Annotated in this window: 12 protein-coding genes and 1 pseudogene; 6 read left to right on the plus strand and 7 right to left on the minus strand. The window is 44.3% G+C overall.

Annotated features, from left to right (window positions below; genetic code table 11):
- Positions 1-33: 33 nt before the first annotated feature.
- On the minus strand, positions 34-1284 hold the full coding sequence (glyA, locus tag AC3CKG_RS12645) for a serine hydroxymethyltransferase (RefSeq protein WP_017106297.1): 1251 nt from the start codon (positions 1282-1284) through the stop codon (positions 34-36).
- A gap of 347 nt (positions 1285-1631) precedes the next feature.
- Here glyA and AC3CKG_RS12650 point away from each other — a divergent pair, with 347 nt between their 5' ends.
- The 3 genes from AC3CKG_RS12650 to AC3CKG_RS12660 all read left to right on the plus strand — a co-directional run bounded on the left by AC3CKG_RS12650 (position 1632) and on the right by AC3CKG_RS12660 (position 4893).
- Positions 1632-2234 (plus strand): YitT family protein, encoded by a 603-nt coding sequence (locus tag AC3CKG_RS12650; protein WP_017106296.1) that lies wholly within the window; start codon positions 1632-1634, stop codon positions 2232-2234.
- 82 nt (positions 2235-2316) lie between these two features.
- Positions 2317-3882, plus strand: a complete 1566-nt coding sequence (locus AC3CKG_RS12655; RefSeq protein ID WP_488528423.1) for a winged helix-turn-helix domain-containing protein — start codon at positions 2317-2319, stop codon at positions 3880-3882.
- A 102-nt stretch (positions 3883-3984) separates the two neighbouring features.
- Positions 3985-4893, plus strand: a complete 909-nt coding sequence (locus tag AC3CKG_RS12660; protein ID WP_488528424.1) for a hypothetical protein — start codon at positions 3985-3987, stop codon at positions 4891-4893.
- A 145-nt stretch (positions 4894-5038) separates the two neighbouring features.
- Here AC3CKG_RS12660 and treC read toward each other — a convergent pair whose 3' ends face one another.
- The 5 genes and pseudogenes from treC to gmhB all read right to left on the minus strand — a co-directional run bounded on the left by treC (position 5039) and on the right by gmhB (position 10493).
- Complete coding sequence (treC, locus tag AC3CKG_RS12665) at positions 5039-6724, minus strand: alpha,alpha-phosphotrehalase (protein WP_488528425.1); 1686 nt, start codon at positions 6722-6724, stop codon at positions 5039-5041.
- Positions 6725-6861: 137 nt separating this feature from the next.
- Positions 6862-8285 (minus strand): annotated as a pseudogene (gene treB, locus AC3CKG_RS12670) (PTS trehalose transporter subunit IIBC).
- 204 nt (positions 8286-8489) lie between these two features.
- A complete protein-coding gene (treR, locus tag AC3CKG_RS12675; protein ID WP_017106292.1) occupies positions 8490-9434 on the minus strand; it encodes a trehalose operon repressor TreR in 945 nt (314 codons plus the stop codon).
- Positions 9435-9522: 88 nt separating this feature from the next.
- Positions 9523-9864, minus strand: coding sequence for an MliC family protein (locus AC3CKG_RS12680; RefSeq protein ID WP_017110401.1), 342 nt, complete (start codon positions 9862-9864; stop codon positions 9523-9525).
- A 77-nt stretch (positions 9865-9941) separates the two neighbouring features.
- Positions 9942-10493: a D-glycero-beta-D-manno-heptose 1,7-bisphosphate 7-phosphatase gene (gene gmhB, locus AC3CKG_RS12685; protein WP_017110402.1), complete on the minus strand. Its 552-nt coding sequence runs from the start codon at positions 10491-10493 to the stop codon at positions 9942-9944.
- Between the two features lie 240 nt (positions 10494-10733).
- Here gmhB and metN point away from each other — a divergent pair, with 240 nt between their 5' ends.
- From metN to AC3CKG_RS12700, 3 genes are all read left to right on the plus strand, one after another.
- The gene (gene metN / locus AC3CKG_RS12690; protein WP_065103078.1) at positions 10734-11768 is read left to right on the plus strand and encodes a methionine ABC transporter ATP-binding protein MetN; all 1035 of its coding nucleotides are present in this window, start codon (positions 10734-10736) and stop codon (positions 11766-11768) included.
- Positions 11758-12441, plus strand: coding sequence for a methionine ABC transporter permease (locus AC3CKG_RS12695; protein ID WP_004734372.1), 684 nt, complete (start codon positions 11758-11760; stop codon positions 12439-12441). The genes metN and AC3CKG_RS12695 overlap by 11 nt, the downstream gene beginning before the upstream one ends.
- 66 nt (positions 12442-12507) lie before the next feature.
- Positions 12508-13317, plus strand: a complete 810-nt coding sequence (locus tag AC3CKG_RS12700; protein WP_102384777.1) for a MetQ/NlpA family lipoprotein — start codon at positions 12508-12510, stop codon at positions 13315-13317.
- A 91-nt stretch (positions 13318-13408) separates the two neighbouring features.
- Here the strand turns inward: AC3CKG_RS12700 and AC3CKG_RS12705 are convergent, their stop codons facing one another.
- Complete coding sequence (locus tag AC3CKG_RS12705) at positions 13409-14614, minus strand: carbohydrate porin (RefSeq protein WP_488528426.1); 1206 nt, start codon at positions 14612-14614, stop codon at positions 13409-13411.
- Positions 14615-14655 lie beyond the last annotated feature (41 nt).

The following is a 14655-nucleotide window of genomic DNA, read 5'->3' on the forward strand; positions in this document are numbered from 1 at the left end:
CGACAACGAAGTTCAAATTACTACGAAGAAAAATTAAGCGTAAACAGGTAGACGCTTACAGATCTCTAGTACTTTCGCTTTCGTTGCTTCGATAACAGACTCATCGCCCATGTTATCAAGGATGTCACACATCCAGCCTGCAAGAGCTTTCGCGTCTGCTTCTGAGAAACCACGACGAGTAATAGAAGGAGAACCGATACGAATACCAGACGTAACGAACGGGCTACGTGGATCGTTTGGTACTGAGTTCTTGTTAACTGTAATGTTAGCTGAACCTAGTGCTGCATCTGCTTCTTTACCTGTGATGTCTTTGTCGATTAGGTCAACTAGGAACAGGTGGTTCTCTGTAGAACCTGAAACGATGTTGTAACCGCGTGCTAGGAATTCAGCAACCATTGCTTTTGCGTTAGCCACTACGCGAGCTTGGTATTCTTTGAATTCTGGCTCAAGAGCTTCTTTGAACGCTACAGCTTTACCAGCGATAACGTGCATTAGAGGGCCACCTTGACCGCCTGGGAATACTGCTGAGTTCAGCTTCTTGTAAAGATCTTCACCTTCGTTAGAAAGGATAAGACCACCACGAGGACCCGCAAGCGTTTTGTGCGTTGTTGTTGTAACAACGTGAGCGTGTGGAACTGGGTTCGGGTAAACACCTGCAGCGATTAGACCAGCAACGTGAGCCATGTCTACGAAGAAGTAAGCGCCTACTTTGTCAGCGATTTCACGCATGCGCTTCCAATCACAAACTTGAGAGTAAGCTGAGAAACCGCCGATGATCATCTTAGGCTTGTGCTCGATAGCTAACGCTTCCATCTCTTCGTAATCGATTTGACCCGCTTCATCGATACCGTAAGGAATGATGTTGTAAAGCTTACCAGAGAAGTTTACTGGAGAACCGTGAGTTAGGTGACCACCGTGCGCTAGGCTCATACCAAGAACCGTATCGCCAGCGTTTAGTAGTGCCATGTACACAGCGTTGTTCGCTTGAGAACCTGAGTGAGGCTGTACGTTCGCGTATTGCGCGCCAAATAGTTCACATGCACGTTCGATTGCTAGTGTTTCAACTTTATCTACGAACTCACAACCACCGTAGTAACGCTTACCTGGGTAGCCTTCAGCGTATTTGTTTGTAAGTTGAGAACCTTGAGCTTCCATTACACGTGGGCTTGTGTAGTTTTCTGAAGCGATAAGTTCGATGTGCTCTTCCTGACGAAGAGTTTCTTCTTGGATAGCTGCGAATAGATCCGCATCGTAATCAGCAATGTTCATGTCACGCTTAAGCATCTGTATCTCCTGACTCAGATTGTACTGAAAGTTTCAAAAAAACCACACAACGACCGAAAGCAAACGTTTCCGTCACCGTTTTGATGTGACGCATTCTACATAATTTGATCTAGGTCATAAAGAGCTAATTGCAATTTTATCATGCAGTTTTTTCATAATCACATATAAGATTCATCATGGTTATTAAGCATATCCAACCAAAGATGACGCTTACTGTCAATTTTACGATTTACACCCTGTAAAACGCAGATTACATAGGTTTACCTTAATTTTGCCCCTCTAGCTACCGAAAGCTAAAGTTTTTCTCTACTATGCACGCCTTTATTGGTTAGGTAATTATAAAAACGATGGAAAAACACACACGCAAAGAAGATTGGGTAGCAATCCTCACTGGCACGTTTTTAGTGGCGTTAGGCGTATTCTTTTTACAGTCAGCAAACCTGCTTACTGGTGGCACTACTGGCTTAGCTCTGCTTTTGAGTCAATTTACGCCAGTAACCTTTGGTATTCTGTACTTTATTGCGAACTGTCCATTCTATCTATTGGCATGGAAACGATTTGGCCGTCACTTCGCAATAAGCAGTGCCATCTCTGGTGCTTTAGTGTCTGTATTTGCCGACCATTTATACTTGGTGATTTCGTTAGACGTTCATAATGAAATTTACTGTGCAGTCGCTGGCGGCTTATTAATGGGCTTAGGCATGTTGATCTTGTTCCGTCATCGCTCGAGCTTGGGTGGCTTCAACGTATTGTGTCTGTTCATTCAAGATCGCTACGGTATCTCAGTAGGCAAAACCCAAATGGCCATTGATGCCTGTATTCTGTTTGCATCCTTCTTCTTCGTATCGCCTTGGGTAATTGCAGTCTCTGTATTAGGCACAGCAGTATTGAACATCGTATTGGCAATGAATCACAAGCCGACTCGTTATTCCGTGAACTACGCGTCTTAATACCAATCACCCTATGAATTACTAGCTGTTTTTAATAACAAAAACAGCTAGAATTTAGGTTTTGTAAACCATCGCCTTTTCTATGCAAGATTACCTCTCTAGCGCCAAAGACCAACAAGTCTCTATTTATATTGAAGGCTTGGAGTTCAACCCCAACACACGAGTCTTAAGCTGCGACGAGCAGGTCATTGATTTAGAACCTCGTTCTATCGAGCTCTTAGAGTTATTTCTTACCAGCGTTGGTCAGCCGCTCGCTACCGAGCACATTATTGAATCTGTATGGCAAAGTAACTTCATTTCCAAAAATGTTCTGACTAACCGAATCAGCACCTTACGTTCCGTACTTCAAAAATATCTCCCTGATAGCGACGCAACCAAAATACTGGTGACTTACCCGCGCAAGGGCTACTTCCTTAACCCCAGCTCGATTAGCTTTGCCACAGGCTCTCCTGATACCGCAGCGGATGATAGCGCAGAAGAATCTACAACCAGTAAAAAAGGATTTAGCTCCAATCCAGTTAACCCTTGGCTTGTTGTGGTGTCTTTGGCTTTGCTGATCAGCACTGTGGTAATGGGTTATATGCTTTGGCAATCTTCGACTCGAGCTTCCGAAGTCGAACGCGACCAACGATTGATTCCCAAGGTCGAACTTCTGCTGAATCGATTGGATGCCATTGGCGATAATTCTAGAAAATACCGAAAAGTCGTAAAAGCCTTGCTACTTCAACAGCAAATTGAATACGCCTACACCGATCTTGCCAATCAAGATGCGCCAAGCTACTTCCTTGATCCTATAGATAGCTCTCCCTTCTTTCCGGGAGCCAAAAACATGCGTACCAGTGATTACCTGCTTAATATCCAGCTGAAGGATCAAGAAGTAGATAAACGTCTTATCGCTAAAATAAGCCTGATCTACCCAAATTCAGGGAAGCTGGCGTTTGGTGGGGTTTACTCTATTGATGTTAATAATATCAGCAGTAGCATTATGGAGATCAACCGCGAGTTAGCTAACTACTTTGCTCTGCCCGCACCATTGTCTCCTGAATGGTCAGTCGACAACACCGAAATCAGCGAATTGCTGAGTGGAAAAACCATCACGTTTGATGGCATCAAACTCAACACCATGAATTCAACTCTGATTGCGCGACAACTTGCTCTATTTGAAACGGATCAGAAGAAGCTCATTGCCTTTACTAATCTTGTTCAAACTCGATTTAAGTTACTACCGGACGAACTCAAACTGTGGCTTGGTATCATTCATTTCAAACTGAGAGACCTACAAACCGCCAAAGAATTCCTGACCAATACCTCAGGAAACTCTACGATCGAAAATGCGTTGGTTTATATGATGGTTTCTCACATTGCTTATAAGCAAGGCAACATGGAGAAATTCCGCCTGAACTACATGGAGTCTCTGGTTGCGTTATTAAGAGTGGTTCCATCCGAAGATCTATTCGCTCGACTATCTAAACCTGAATCCAAATCGACCTGCCTACAACCTTGGAAGAGCTTGAAGCTAAGCGTTAAAGAGCCTCTGATCATAAAGCAGTGGGAAAGCTTAATGCTTAATTACTGCACGGCTGTTGGGCAACAGATTTCAGGTCAAAATAAAAAACCGTTTAAAATAAATAACTTAAATATAAATTAAGATTTTATGTAACTTCGTTTTTTGCCCTATTTACTCTTCAAACAATAGCATTCCTAAAAACATCGAGCCCATCAAGGGCTTCCAACTTTAGGAATGTTCAACATGAAAAAATCCATGACGCTGCTAGCAGCTTCTCTCTTTGCTCTTTATGGTTGTGGCGGCGGAGGCGGCTCTTCTTCGGGTTCAACAGGTGGTAACAAAGGGCCAAGCAGTCAGGTTGACTACCCGATAGCGAACTCTGCATTTGCCCCTAAACCAGAAACAACATTGGGCTACTCATTTACCAAAGATGGTCAGGCTGAAGGTGTGATGACCATGAACTTCACACCTTTAAGCGGTGAACTCATTATTGCAGGGCTAGAAGAAGAGACCGGCAATGAAGCGGCAGTTCAAGTGCTCAATGACCTCATCAATTACGGCACCACCGAATTTTATGTTTCTGAAGACATCATAACGAATGTTGAAGGTACACAAGAAGACGGTAGCATCTATTTTGTAGGCCCCGACCGCAGTCTACACGAGCTCACCAATGCCTACTTGATTGGTAGCCAATACATCACAACCGTTATGCGCAGCAGCCCACTTTTCCGTTTAAAGGGTGCTGACGTAAAAGAGAGCAATCCAATCATTGATATCAGTGAAGAAACCGTTTCATTGCAAGTGACGTTAGACGGCGAAGCTGTCGCTAACATGCTAAATGACTTTGAAGACCACTCATGGGTCTCAAGCCTTCCAACTGACGCCTCATGCTTAGTTACATGGCAGCAAGAAATTAATGAAACAGGTGTACGTAAGAGTTTCACTGTTTCGGGTAAATCAATCGAAGCTGCGAACCTAACAGAGAAAAACACCTATTACATCAACTGTGAAGGTATGGATTCGACAGAATTTGGCACATCATCGGAGCGCTGGTTCAACCCAAGCATCGGCTTAATTGAACAAATTGACTTGATGTCTGTAGAGCAATCTAATATCGAAGAATCAGCAGCAAGACTGACCTCGATTAGCTAGCCTTGACCTAGGTTAACTAAACCTAAGCTTAACCGAGGGCTAACCGCAAACAATAAAAAAGGCTTTGGGAGCACTCCAAAGCCTTTGTTCAAACCTAAATCTTTAGGGGGCACTGAGAATTAGGTTTATTGAAATAGTAACGAGGCTAATCTTCAATCAAGATAATACGAGTCTCGTAAGGTCGTAGTACTTGGTGATGAGACGTAACTAAACTCTCGCTCACTTGATAATTGGATAACAGGCTCTTAGCCTTCATCATCTCAAAACGCTCAGGTAAAACGCACTCGGTTTCTTCGCCATAATAGTTATTAATGCACAACAGAGTTTGCCCTTCACTCTCACGAACATACGCAAAAATGGATGGATGCTCAGGCAGAAGGTCTTGATAGCGACCATGAGTAATCACCGGTACTTGTTTACGTAACTCAATCAAGCTCTTGTAGAAATAGAAAACAGAGTCTTTATCTTCGAGCGCTTGCTCAGCGTTGATCTCAGTGTAGTTATTCGCAACATCTAGCCATGGCTGTGATTGTGAGAAGCCTGCGTAAGCTTCACTATTCCACTGCATTGGCGTACGAGAGTTATCACGAGATTTCTGCGCCAAGATCGCCATCATATCTTGATGAGCCACACCATCACAGTTCACCATGATGTCGTACATGTTAGTGCTCTCTACATCACGATACTGGCTGATATCGGTATAACCCGGGTTAGTCATCCCAATCTCTTCACCTTGATAGATATACGGTGTGCCTTGCATCATGTGGACAGAAGCGGCAAGCATCTTGGCCGACTCAACGCGATATTGTTGATCGTTACCCAAGCGGCTCACGACTCTTGGTTGGTCATGGTTACACCAAAATAGCGCTCCCCACCCTTTGCCGTTCAAACCGGTTTGCCAGTGATTGAAGATCGACTTGAGCTGTAAGAAATCAAATGGTGCATTGGTCCACTTCTCACCATTGGTGTAATCAACCTTAAGGTGGTGGAAGTTAAACACCATCGACAGTTCGCTGTTATCAATATTTGAGTATTGCTGACAATGTTCCAGTGTCGTTGAAGACATCTCACCAACCGTCACGCTACCGTATTTCTGGAATACTGCTTCGCTGATTTCTTTCAGGTATTCGTGCACTCGTGGGCCATCGGTATAGAAACGACGACCATCACCGATATCATCATTTGGGAAATCTTGCTGCTTTGAAATCAGGTTAATCACGTCCAAGCGAAAACCATCAACGCCCTTTTCTGCCCAGAAACTGATAACGTCTTTCACTTCTTCACGTACAACAGGGTTCTCCCAGTTTAGGTCGGCCTGCTCTTTGGCGAATAGGTGTAGGAAATACTGCCCAGTGGCCTCATCCATTTCCCATGCATTACCACCGAATTTAGACTGCCAGTTGGTTGGTGCTTGACCGTTTACTGGGTCTTTCCAGATGTAGTAATCGCGGTATGGGCTGTTTTTGTCACCCAATGCAGACTGAAACCATGCATGCTCTGTTGAAGTATGGTTGACCACAATATCCATCACGATGCGGATGCCACGTTGGTGCGCTTCAGACAATAATAAGTCGAAGTCTTCCATGGTGCCGAATTGAGGGTTAATCGAGTAATAGTCTGAAATATCGTAACCATTGTCGATCATAGGTGACGCGTAAACTGGGGTTAACCAAATCGCATCGACACTCAAATGTTTAAGGTAATCCAGTTTCGAAATGATCCCTTTGATATCGCCAGTACCTTTACTGCCACTGTCACAAAAGCTCTTTGGGTAGATTTGATAGATGGTTGCGGTTTTCCACCAGCTTTTATCATGTTCAGTCATCGCCATCTCTAACACTCACTTACCAGAAAATATAAATAAAAAATCACCATGCTTACATGGTCGAATAGCCGTTATAACTAAGAGAAAAAGCTATAACTAAGAGAAAAGCGATGACTCACTTGAGTCATCGCTTATTAAATGCATTACGCGTTGGCGGTTTCTAGCTCGCCTTTCATCTGTGCTCGTTTATAGAAGAACAATGTCAGCGTTATCGGCAGTACAACCGCCACCAGCATCGCAACTAAGTAAATCGACCAATATTGAGGTTGAATCGATAGGATGCCTGGCAAGCCGCCGACACCGATACCATTCGCCATCACACCCGCGCTGCCACAGATTGCGGCTGCAACAGCACTACCAATCATTGCGCTGAGCATTGGGAATTTGTATTTAAGGTTAATACCGTACATCGCAGGCTCTGTTACACCTAAGTAGGCTGAGATTGCCGCAGGAACCGAGATGTCTCGTTCGCCTTCGCGCTTACTCAAAATGATGATGCCGACAACCGCTGAAGCTTGTGCGATGTTTGATAGCGCAATCAGAGGCCAGATTGGTGTGCCACCTAAGTCTTGCATCAGTTGTAGATCCACAGCGTTGGTTGTGGGTGAATACCTGTAATAACCAAAGGTGCGTATAGGAAGCCAAAGACCACTGAACCAAGAATCGCGAAGTCACCTGTCATTGCCACTTTAGCAGCGAATGCCACACCATCACCCAACATACGGCCGAATGGACCAATAAAGGCGTGGGCCAGAATCACAGACAAGATAATCGAGACAAATGGCACGACAACAAGATACAAATAAGAAGGAACAATGCGCTTAAGGTTGGTCTCAATGAAGGCCAGAGCCACACCCGCTAACATCGCAGGGATCACCTGAGCTTGATAACCAACTTTCTCAATCACAAACAAGCCAAAGTCCCACACCTCAGGTACCGATTTACCTATCATGTAAGCGTTCATCAGTTGCGGAGAAACCAAGGTCACACCAAGCGTGATGCCCAAAATAGGGGTTCCGCCGAGTTTATTAACCGTCGCCCAACACACACCAACTGGTAGGAAGAAGAAAATCGCTTCGCCAATCAACCATAAGAAAGAATGAACGGTTGCCCAGAACTGGCTGATCTCAACCAAGGTTTTGCCGTCGAACATGCGAATGTCACCAATCACATTACGGAAACCAAGAATCAAACCACCAGTAATAATGGCAGGTAGCAGTGGTACGAAAATTTCGGCTAAATGGGAGATACCACGCTCAAGGAAATTCATGTTTTGACGAGCAGCCAACTTCGCCTCATCTTTTGATGATGCATCTTTACCCGTTTGCTCAATCAGAAGTGCGTACACCTCATCAACCTCGGTGCCAATAACCACTTGGAATTGACCTGCGTTAGTAAAGCAACCTTTTACCAGCTTAAGCTTCTCTAATTCTGCTTTGTTCGCTTTTTCTGTATCATTCAATACAAAACGCAGTCGAGTCAGACAATGGCTGACACTCGCAATATTCTCTTTGCCACCGACTAACTCGATAAGACGCGCAACGTCTTGCTTCGCTATCTTACTCATACTACCCCACCCTGGTTTCATTCAATTACTCATCTAAACCATGCAGCTATAACCACTCGGGTTTAGACTTATGGGAACATTCCCAATTACGGTTATTATAATGCCCACATGAATGATAAATTAAAATGGGAACAGTCCCATTAATTGAAAGAGATCACACTCTAATTTTAATCTAAGCGGTTCAATTTCGCTTGATTGAGTGGATTATAGAATAGGTGATTGAGTGTGATGAGAGATCTCTGCATTGCCTAAAAGCTGAGAGATCAATAAATTAGCAGCCAACTTACCCGCAGATTGATACCCAGGATCAATGCTAAATACTCGCGGGAACAAGAAAGAGAGAAGATCATTGCCACCAACACCGGTCACCACTACATCTTCACGTTGTAGCTCTTGCAGACGTTTGATTACGCCAAGAGCCAATGTGTCACTGGCACAAACAATCGCTTGAGTCGCAGGAGCGAGTACTTCATCCACCAACTGATAAGCACTTTCGTGATGAAGTTGACCAGTACGATAGTTGGCAACTGAGCCTGTGTTTTCACACCACTCGAGATAAGCCTTAAGACGCAGTTCACCGGTTGATTTGTCGCTAGGATCAACGCCAATGAAACCAACATCAGAGATCCCCTGATCCGATAGATGCGCTAATGCACTATTGATCACCTGTTGGTTATCATAGTTAATCGACGTCACGTTCTCGGTATCCAGAGCAATCACAACCGCTTTGTGTTCCCAAGCTTCGATTGCAGGAATATCGCAGTCAGTAAAGCCAAACACAATAATGCCGTCTACATTGCGACGCTTAAGAACCTGCAGGTGCTCATTGGCTTTTTCTCTATCGAGCTGGCTTTCCATGATCACGACATCGTAATCCGCTCGATACAATTCAGCCAACATAGTGCTAACTGCTTTGTTTTCAGAAGGAGAATCCAGACGAGAGATGATAACACCTATGACTTTTTGGCTGCCACCGCGCATCGACTGTGCAGACTTTGAAGGCGTGTACCCAGATTCTTGAATTACTCTTTCCACCCTTTCTCGGGTTTCAGGTTTCACTTTTGGATCATTGGTCAGAACGCGAGATACGGTTGACTTACCAACACCGGACAGCTTAGCAATATCGAGAATAGTGAGTTTTTTGCTCATAAAAAGTCTAACGTTAAAGGGAAGAGAAGAAAAAGTGAGGGTGTAATCCCTCACTTAACTGTTTGTAAATCCTAGCAACTACTATGACTTACTTTTGGCAATTTCGATAGACGACACGACCAAGTTCTAGACGTGCGTTGTCACCTTTAGTACGTAAAGTGACGCTGTTAATCAGTTCAGAGGTTCCATCATCTAAGATGTATTTCGTTCCTGAACCTGCTGGAACTTGAGTCAGACGGTATTCATTCTCAGGGAGACGTAATACCGCTTTTTCATTATCAAGGTAAGCCACTTCAAACGAAACGTCAGACTCACATTGATAAGTCACGAATTGATTATCCGATGCTGCGCTCTCAGTCTCAGGAGCTGCTGATTTAGAGCACCCGACTAATGCAACTGAACATAGAGATGCTACTAACATAGCTTTCATACTTCGTTCCTCATCTTTATATAGTGGGCAAATATGGTCGACAACACTCATTTGTATACTGAGCGATAGGTCTGTGTTTAGCCTTTCAAATATGCGGGTACATCTTTAATGCTGTCCAGCACGACACTGGCAAGTGCCTCACCCTTTTCAGTTACGGGTTTACCGGTTCTCACCAAGACCCGAGTACCAACACCAGCGGCTTCTGCTGCCATCATGTCTTCAGCTTTATCGCCGATCATGACAGAATTCGCCATATCAATTTTCAGAAAGTCACGAGCAGAAATGAACATACCTGGTTTAGGCTTACGACATTCACAATCTTGTTTGTAGTCGCCAATACCGTGTTCAGGGTGATGAGGACAGTAATAGATACCATCTAACTCAACGCCATTATCGACAAAGTTCCAATCCATCCACTGCGTCAAAGAAAGAAAACGATCTTCGCTAAACTTGCCACGAGCAATACCAGATTGGTTGGTCACAAGTACCAATAAATAGCCCATATCTTTAAACGCTTTCGCCGCTTCAAACACACCATCGATGTATTCAAAGTCATGCTCATCATGTACGTAGCCGTGATCAACATTAATCACACCATCACGATCTAAAAAAACAGCCGGTTTAGACAAAATTCAGTTCTCTATCAACTCTCTATTAATCATTAATTATTACACGCTTTATTTGCTTCATCACTATCTATTTAGTTTTGCGTTCGTTAACGATTTGTTTCTACCCTAGCAACACGATCGACGTTTAGCCGTCTAGACGTAAAAATATCTATTGACTTAGATCATAGAACACCATAGCATCATCTGTAAATCGAACGAGCTATCGATATATTATTCTGTTTTACCTGCACGAGTTTCCCTATGATTAAAGTGAATCAAGTCAACAAGGTTTTTTATCAAGGCACTAAAGAAATCAATGCCTTAATTGATATCAACCTCCACATTCCTCAAGGTCAAATCTTTGGAGTCATCGGCTCTTCAGGTGCAGGCAAAAGTACCCTAATCCGCTGTGTAAACATGTTGGAAGCTCCAACGTCTGGTGAAGTGATTGTTGACGGTATTGACCTAACAACACTCAGCAAATCAGAACTCAGCGAAGCGCGTCGTAACATCGGCATGATCTTCCAGCACTTCAACCTTCTGTCTTCTCGTACTGTATTTAACAATGTAGCACTGCCTTTAGAGCTTGCTGGTAAAGATAAAGCAGCGATTGAAGCAAAAGTGAGTGAGCTACTTGAACTTGTTGGTCTATCAGACAAACGTGACACCTATCCAGCCAACTTGAGTGGCGGTCAAAAGCAGCGTGTCGCTATTGCTCGTGCGCTAGCTTCAGACCCGAAAGTATTGTTATGTGATGAAGCGACAAGTGCACTGGACCCTGCAACGACTCAATCTATTCTTGAGCTACTGCGTGAAATCAACCGCAAGCTGAATATCACTATCCTGCTTATTACTCATGAAATGGATGTAGTGAAAAGCATTTGTCACGAAGTGGCGATCATTGGCGGTGGTGAATTGGTAGAAAAAGGGACTGTCGGTGACATCTTTGCACACCCTAAGACAGAACTGGCACATCAATTTATTCGCTCAACCTTGGATCTGACGATTCCTGAAGATTACCAAGCGCGCTTGCAAGAAACTCGCGTAAACAGCAGCTACCCGCTGGTACGCCTTGAGTTTACTGGCGCAACGGTCGATGCTCCGCTGATGACGCAAATCGCACGTAAGTTCAACATCGATGTCAGCATCTTAAGCTCAGACCTAGATTACGCAGGCGGCGTTAAATTCGGCATGATGGTCGCAGAACTGTTCGGTAATGAAGCCGATGATAATGCTGCTATTCAATTCCTACGCGACAACAATGTAAAAGTAGAGGTACTTGGTTATGTCCTTTAGTTTCAACGAGATTGCTGACTGGATCAGCCTTAACGGTAACCTTCTATTAGGCGCAACAGGCGAAACCCTTTACATGGTTGCTGTAGCGGGCATTGTTGGCTTCGCTGTCGGTATCCCGTTAGGCGTGATTCTACACACGACTAAAAAAGGTGGTCTGTTAGAGAACACCAAGCTAAATAAAATTCTCGGTGCGGTTGTGAACGTGGGCCGTTCAGTGCCTTTCTTAGTATTGATGGTTGCGATTATCCCATTGACTAAGATGCTGATTGGTACCTTCATAGGTACAACAGCAGCGATTGTTCCACTTACCATTGGCGCTATCCCATTCGTAGCTCGACTTATCGAAAGTGCGCTACTTGAAGTACCAACAGGTCTAGTGGAAGCGGCTCAATCAATGGGCGCAACACCAACACAAATCATCAATAAGGTTCTGCTTCCTGAAGCACTACCGACTATCATCAACTCAGTAACGATTACATTAGTAACGCTGGTGAGCTACTCAGCAATGGCAGGAACTGTTGGTGGCGGCGGCTTAGGTGATGTCGCGATTCGTTACGGATTCCACCGTTATGATGTGACTATCATGGCTGTGACGGTAGTGATGTTGATTGTGCTGGTACAAATTATTCAATCAATCGGTGATTCATTAGTTCGCCGAGTTGACCACAGATAACGACTTACAGACCAAACTCAAAGTCGTCTGAACCAAATTAAATAGATTTATTAAATGGAGATTATTATGAAATTTAACCTTAAAGGTTTACTTACTATCGCAGCAGCGGCATCAGCGCTAGTACTAGCAGGTTGTGGTGACAAAGAAGTGGATACTTCTAAAGTAAAAGTTGGCGTAATGGCAGGTGCTGAAGCACAAGTTGCTGAAGTTGCAGCTAAAGTAGCAAAAGAGCAGTACGGCCTAGATGTTGAACTAGTAACTTTCACAGATTACGTAACACCAAACGCAGCACTGGATGACGGTTCTATCGACATCAACGCATTCCAACACGCACCGTACCTAGATCAGCAAGTGGCTGACCGTGGTTACAAGCTAACTATTGCTGGCAACACGTTTGTTTACCCAATTGCAGGTTACTCTAAAGAAGTGAAATCTGTAGACGAAATCCAAGACGGCGCGCGCATTGCGGTACCAAACGATCCAACAAACCTAGGTCGTTCTCTACTGCTTCTTGAGCAACAAGGTCTTCTTGAGCTTCGTGAAGGTGCAGGTCTTCTAGCAACAGTTCGTGACATCGTTAAGAACCCTAAGAACCTAACTATTGTTGAACTAGACGCTGCGCAACTGCCACGTTCTCTTGATGATGTAGCACTGTCTATCATCAACACAACTTACGCGAGCTCTATCAACCTGACTCCGCAAAAAGACGGTATCTTCGTTGAAGACAAAGATTCTCCATACGTAAACCTAATCGTTTCTCGTGAAGATAACCTAAACGCTGAAAACGTACAGAACTTCGTTAAAGCTTACCAAACTGAAGAAGTGTACAACGCAGCTTCTGATATCTTCCAAGGTGGCGTAGTTAAAGGTTGGTAATCAACTAAACGACAGCAATCTATAGATACCCGAAGGGGCTGACATAACGTCAGCCCCTTTTTATTGGTTAGGATTTACAAGAAAGTTCGACTTACCACCAAGCTTCTACTTGCATACCAACGCTCATTTCGCTGTTCTTACCTTCACCGAAGGCATTGTCATTTTCAGCATCGTTTAGGTAAGTCGCAAAGATACGGAATTCAGGACGAGACCAGAAACCCACTTGTGGAACCCAAGCCTGAGCGATTGTGAATTTACCACCCGCCCCATCTTTGTTATCGATAGTTTCAACAAAGCCACCAATTTCAAGAATGGTACGCATACGCTTGTCCCACTTGTAAAGCGGACGAATGACAGCACTGAAAGAATCATCATCGCTATTATTCGCGCCAACCCCCGTCGACATGGCATAACGGACAGTGTGGCCAAACTCGATATTCTCACCAATCGCAAGTACACCCCAGTTAATCAATCGAAAGCCCTCGGCGTCATTATTGTTTGCATCACGTACGATGCCCTTACCGGTACCAAAGGTTGTCATCTGCTCGGCATAGCCAGAGTTAGCGACTTGGAGAATCGTTTTGTTGAAGCCACCAGTAAGATTTTGATTCAAACTTGCCGTTAACATTAGGCTGTCATCCGCATCGACCGTTTGACCTTGCTTTTCATTGGCAAAGTTCATATCAATACCGACCTCAAGATCCGCATTTTTCCACAATGGAATCCCGGCATAGCGCACGTCAGCAATCATGGCTGTGGTTTCTTTACCATCAAAAACATCGCCCGTAACGGTGTCTTGAATCAAAGCGACCGATAATTTACCTGGGCCCATATTGATGTGCTCTACGCCGGCACCAATACCACTTACGTCCCAGTAGTAGTTATCAACGATGTGTACATCATGACGTTGGTAGTAACGTTCACCCGCCCAAATTCCAATGTCCTTATCTTCAAATAGCCCGACCGCCTGAACATTCAATTGCACCACATCAACGCTTTTATCCGCGGCGTTCTCATCTTGGCCTTGCCAGTACGACAACATGGAATCAACTAAAAATGAAACGTCGTCCTCAGCATACACCTCTTTCTTAAAACCAAACTCGCCATACAGGTCATTTTCGTTGCCAAGTCGGCCAACTTTACTCACCTCCCATTTGCTATTTGACCCGCCTTCATTACTCAGGCCAACGCCGCCGCGCATGTAGCCATTGAATTCCAATGGCGTGGTTTCACCAGCGTATAAATTAGGAGCAAGTAAAGCAGTAGAGAGTGCAGCAGCAATAGGTAACAGTTTCATCGTCCATTCCTTTAAGATCTAGAATTACGTTATTTTTATAA

The organism is Vibrio sp. QJM3NY_15 (assembly GCF_057785995.1).

Bases quoted from the DNA above. Each gene is read 5' to 3' on its own strand.
- AC3CKG_RS12695 (WP_004734372.1), top strand. From the start codon at position 11,758: ATGTCCTTTAGTTTCAACGAGATTGCTGACTGGATCAGCCTTAACGGT.
- treR (WP_017106292.1), bottom strand. From the start codon at position 9,434: ATGAGCAAAAAACTCACTATTCTCGATATTGCTAAGCTGTCCGGTGTT.
- treC (WP_488528425.1), bottom strand. From the start codon at position 6,724: ATGGCGATGACTGAACATGATAAAAGCTGGTGGAAAACCGCAACCATC.
- AC3CKG_RS12680 (WP_017110401.1), bottom strand. From the start codon at position 9,864: ATGAAAGCTATGTTAGTAGCATCTCTATGTTCAGTTGCATTAGTCGGG.
- AC3CKG_RS12705 (WP_488528426.1), bottom strand. From the start codon at position 14,614: ATGAAACTGTTACCTATTGCTGCTGCACTCTCTACTGCTTTACTTGCT.
- AC3CKG_RS12650 (WP_017106296.1), top strand. From the start codon at position 1,632: ATGGAAAAACACACACGCAAAGAAGATTGGGTAGCAATCCTCACTGGC.
- AC3CKG_RS12700 (WP_102384777.1), top strand. From the start codon at position 12,508: ATGAAATTTAACCTTAAAGGTTTACTTACTATCGCAGCAGCGGCATCA.
- glyA (WP_017106297.1), bottom strand. From the start codon at position 1,284: ATGCTTAAGCGTGACATGAACATTGCTGATTACGATGCGGATCTATTC.
- AC3CKG_RS12655 (WP_488528423.1), top strand. From the start codon at position 2,317: ATGCAAGATTACCTCTCTAGCGCCAAAGACCAACAAGTCTCTATTTAT.
- metN (WP_065103078.1), top strand. From the start codon at position 10,734: ATGATTAAAGTGAATCAAGTCAACAAGGTTTTTTATCAAGGCACTAAA.
- AC3CKG_RS12660 (WP_488528424.1), top strand. From the start codon at position 3,985: ATGAAAAAATCCATGACGCTGCTAGCAGCTTCTCTCTTTGCTCTTTAT.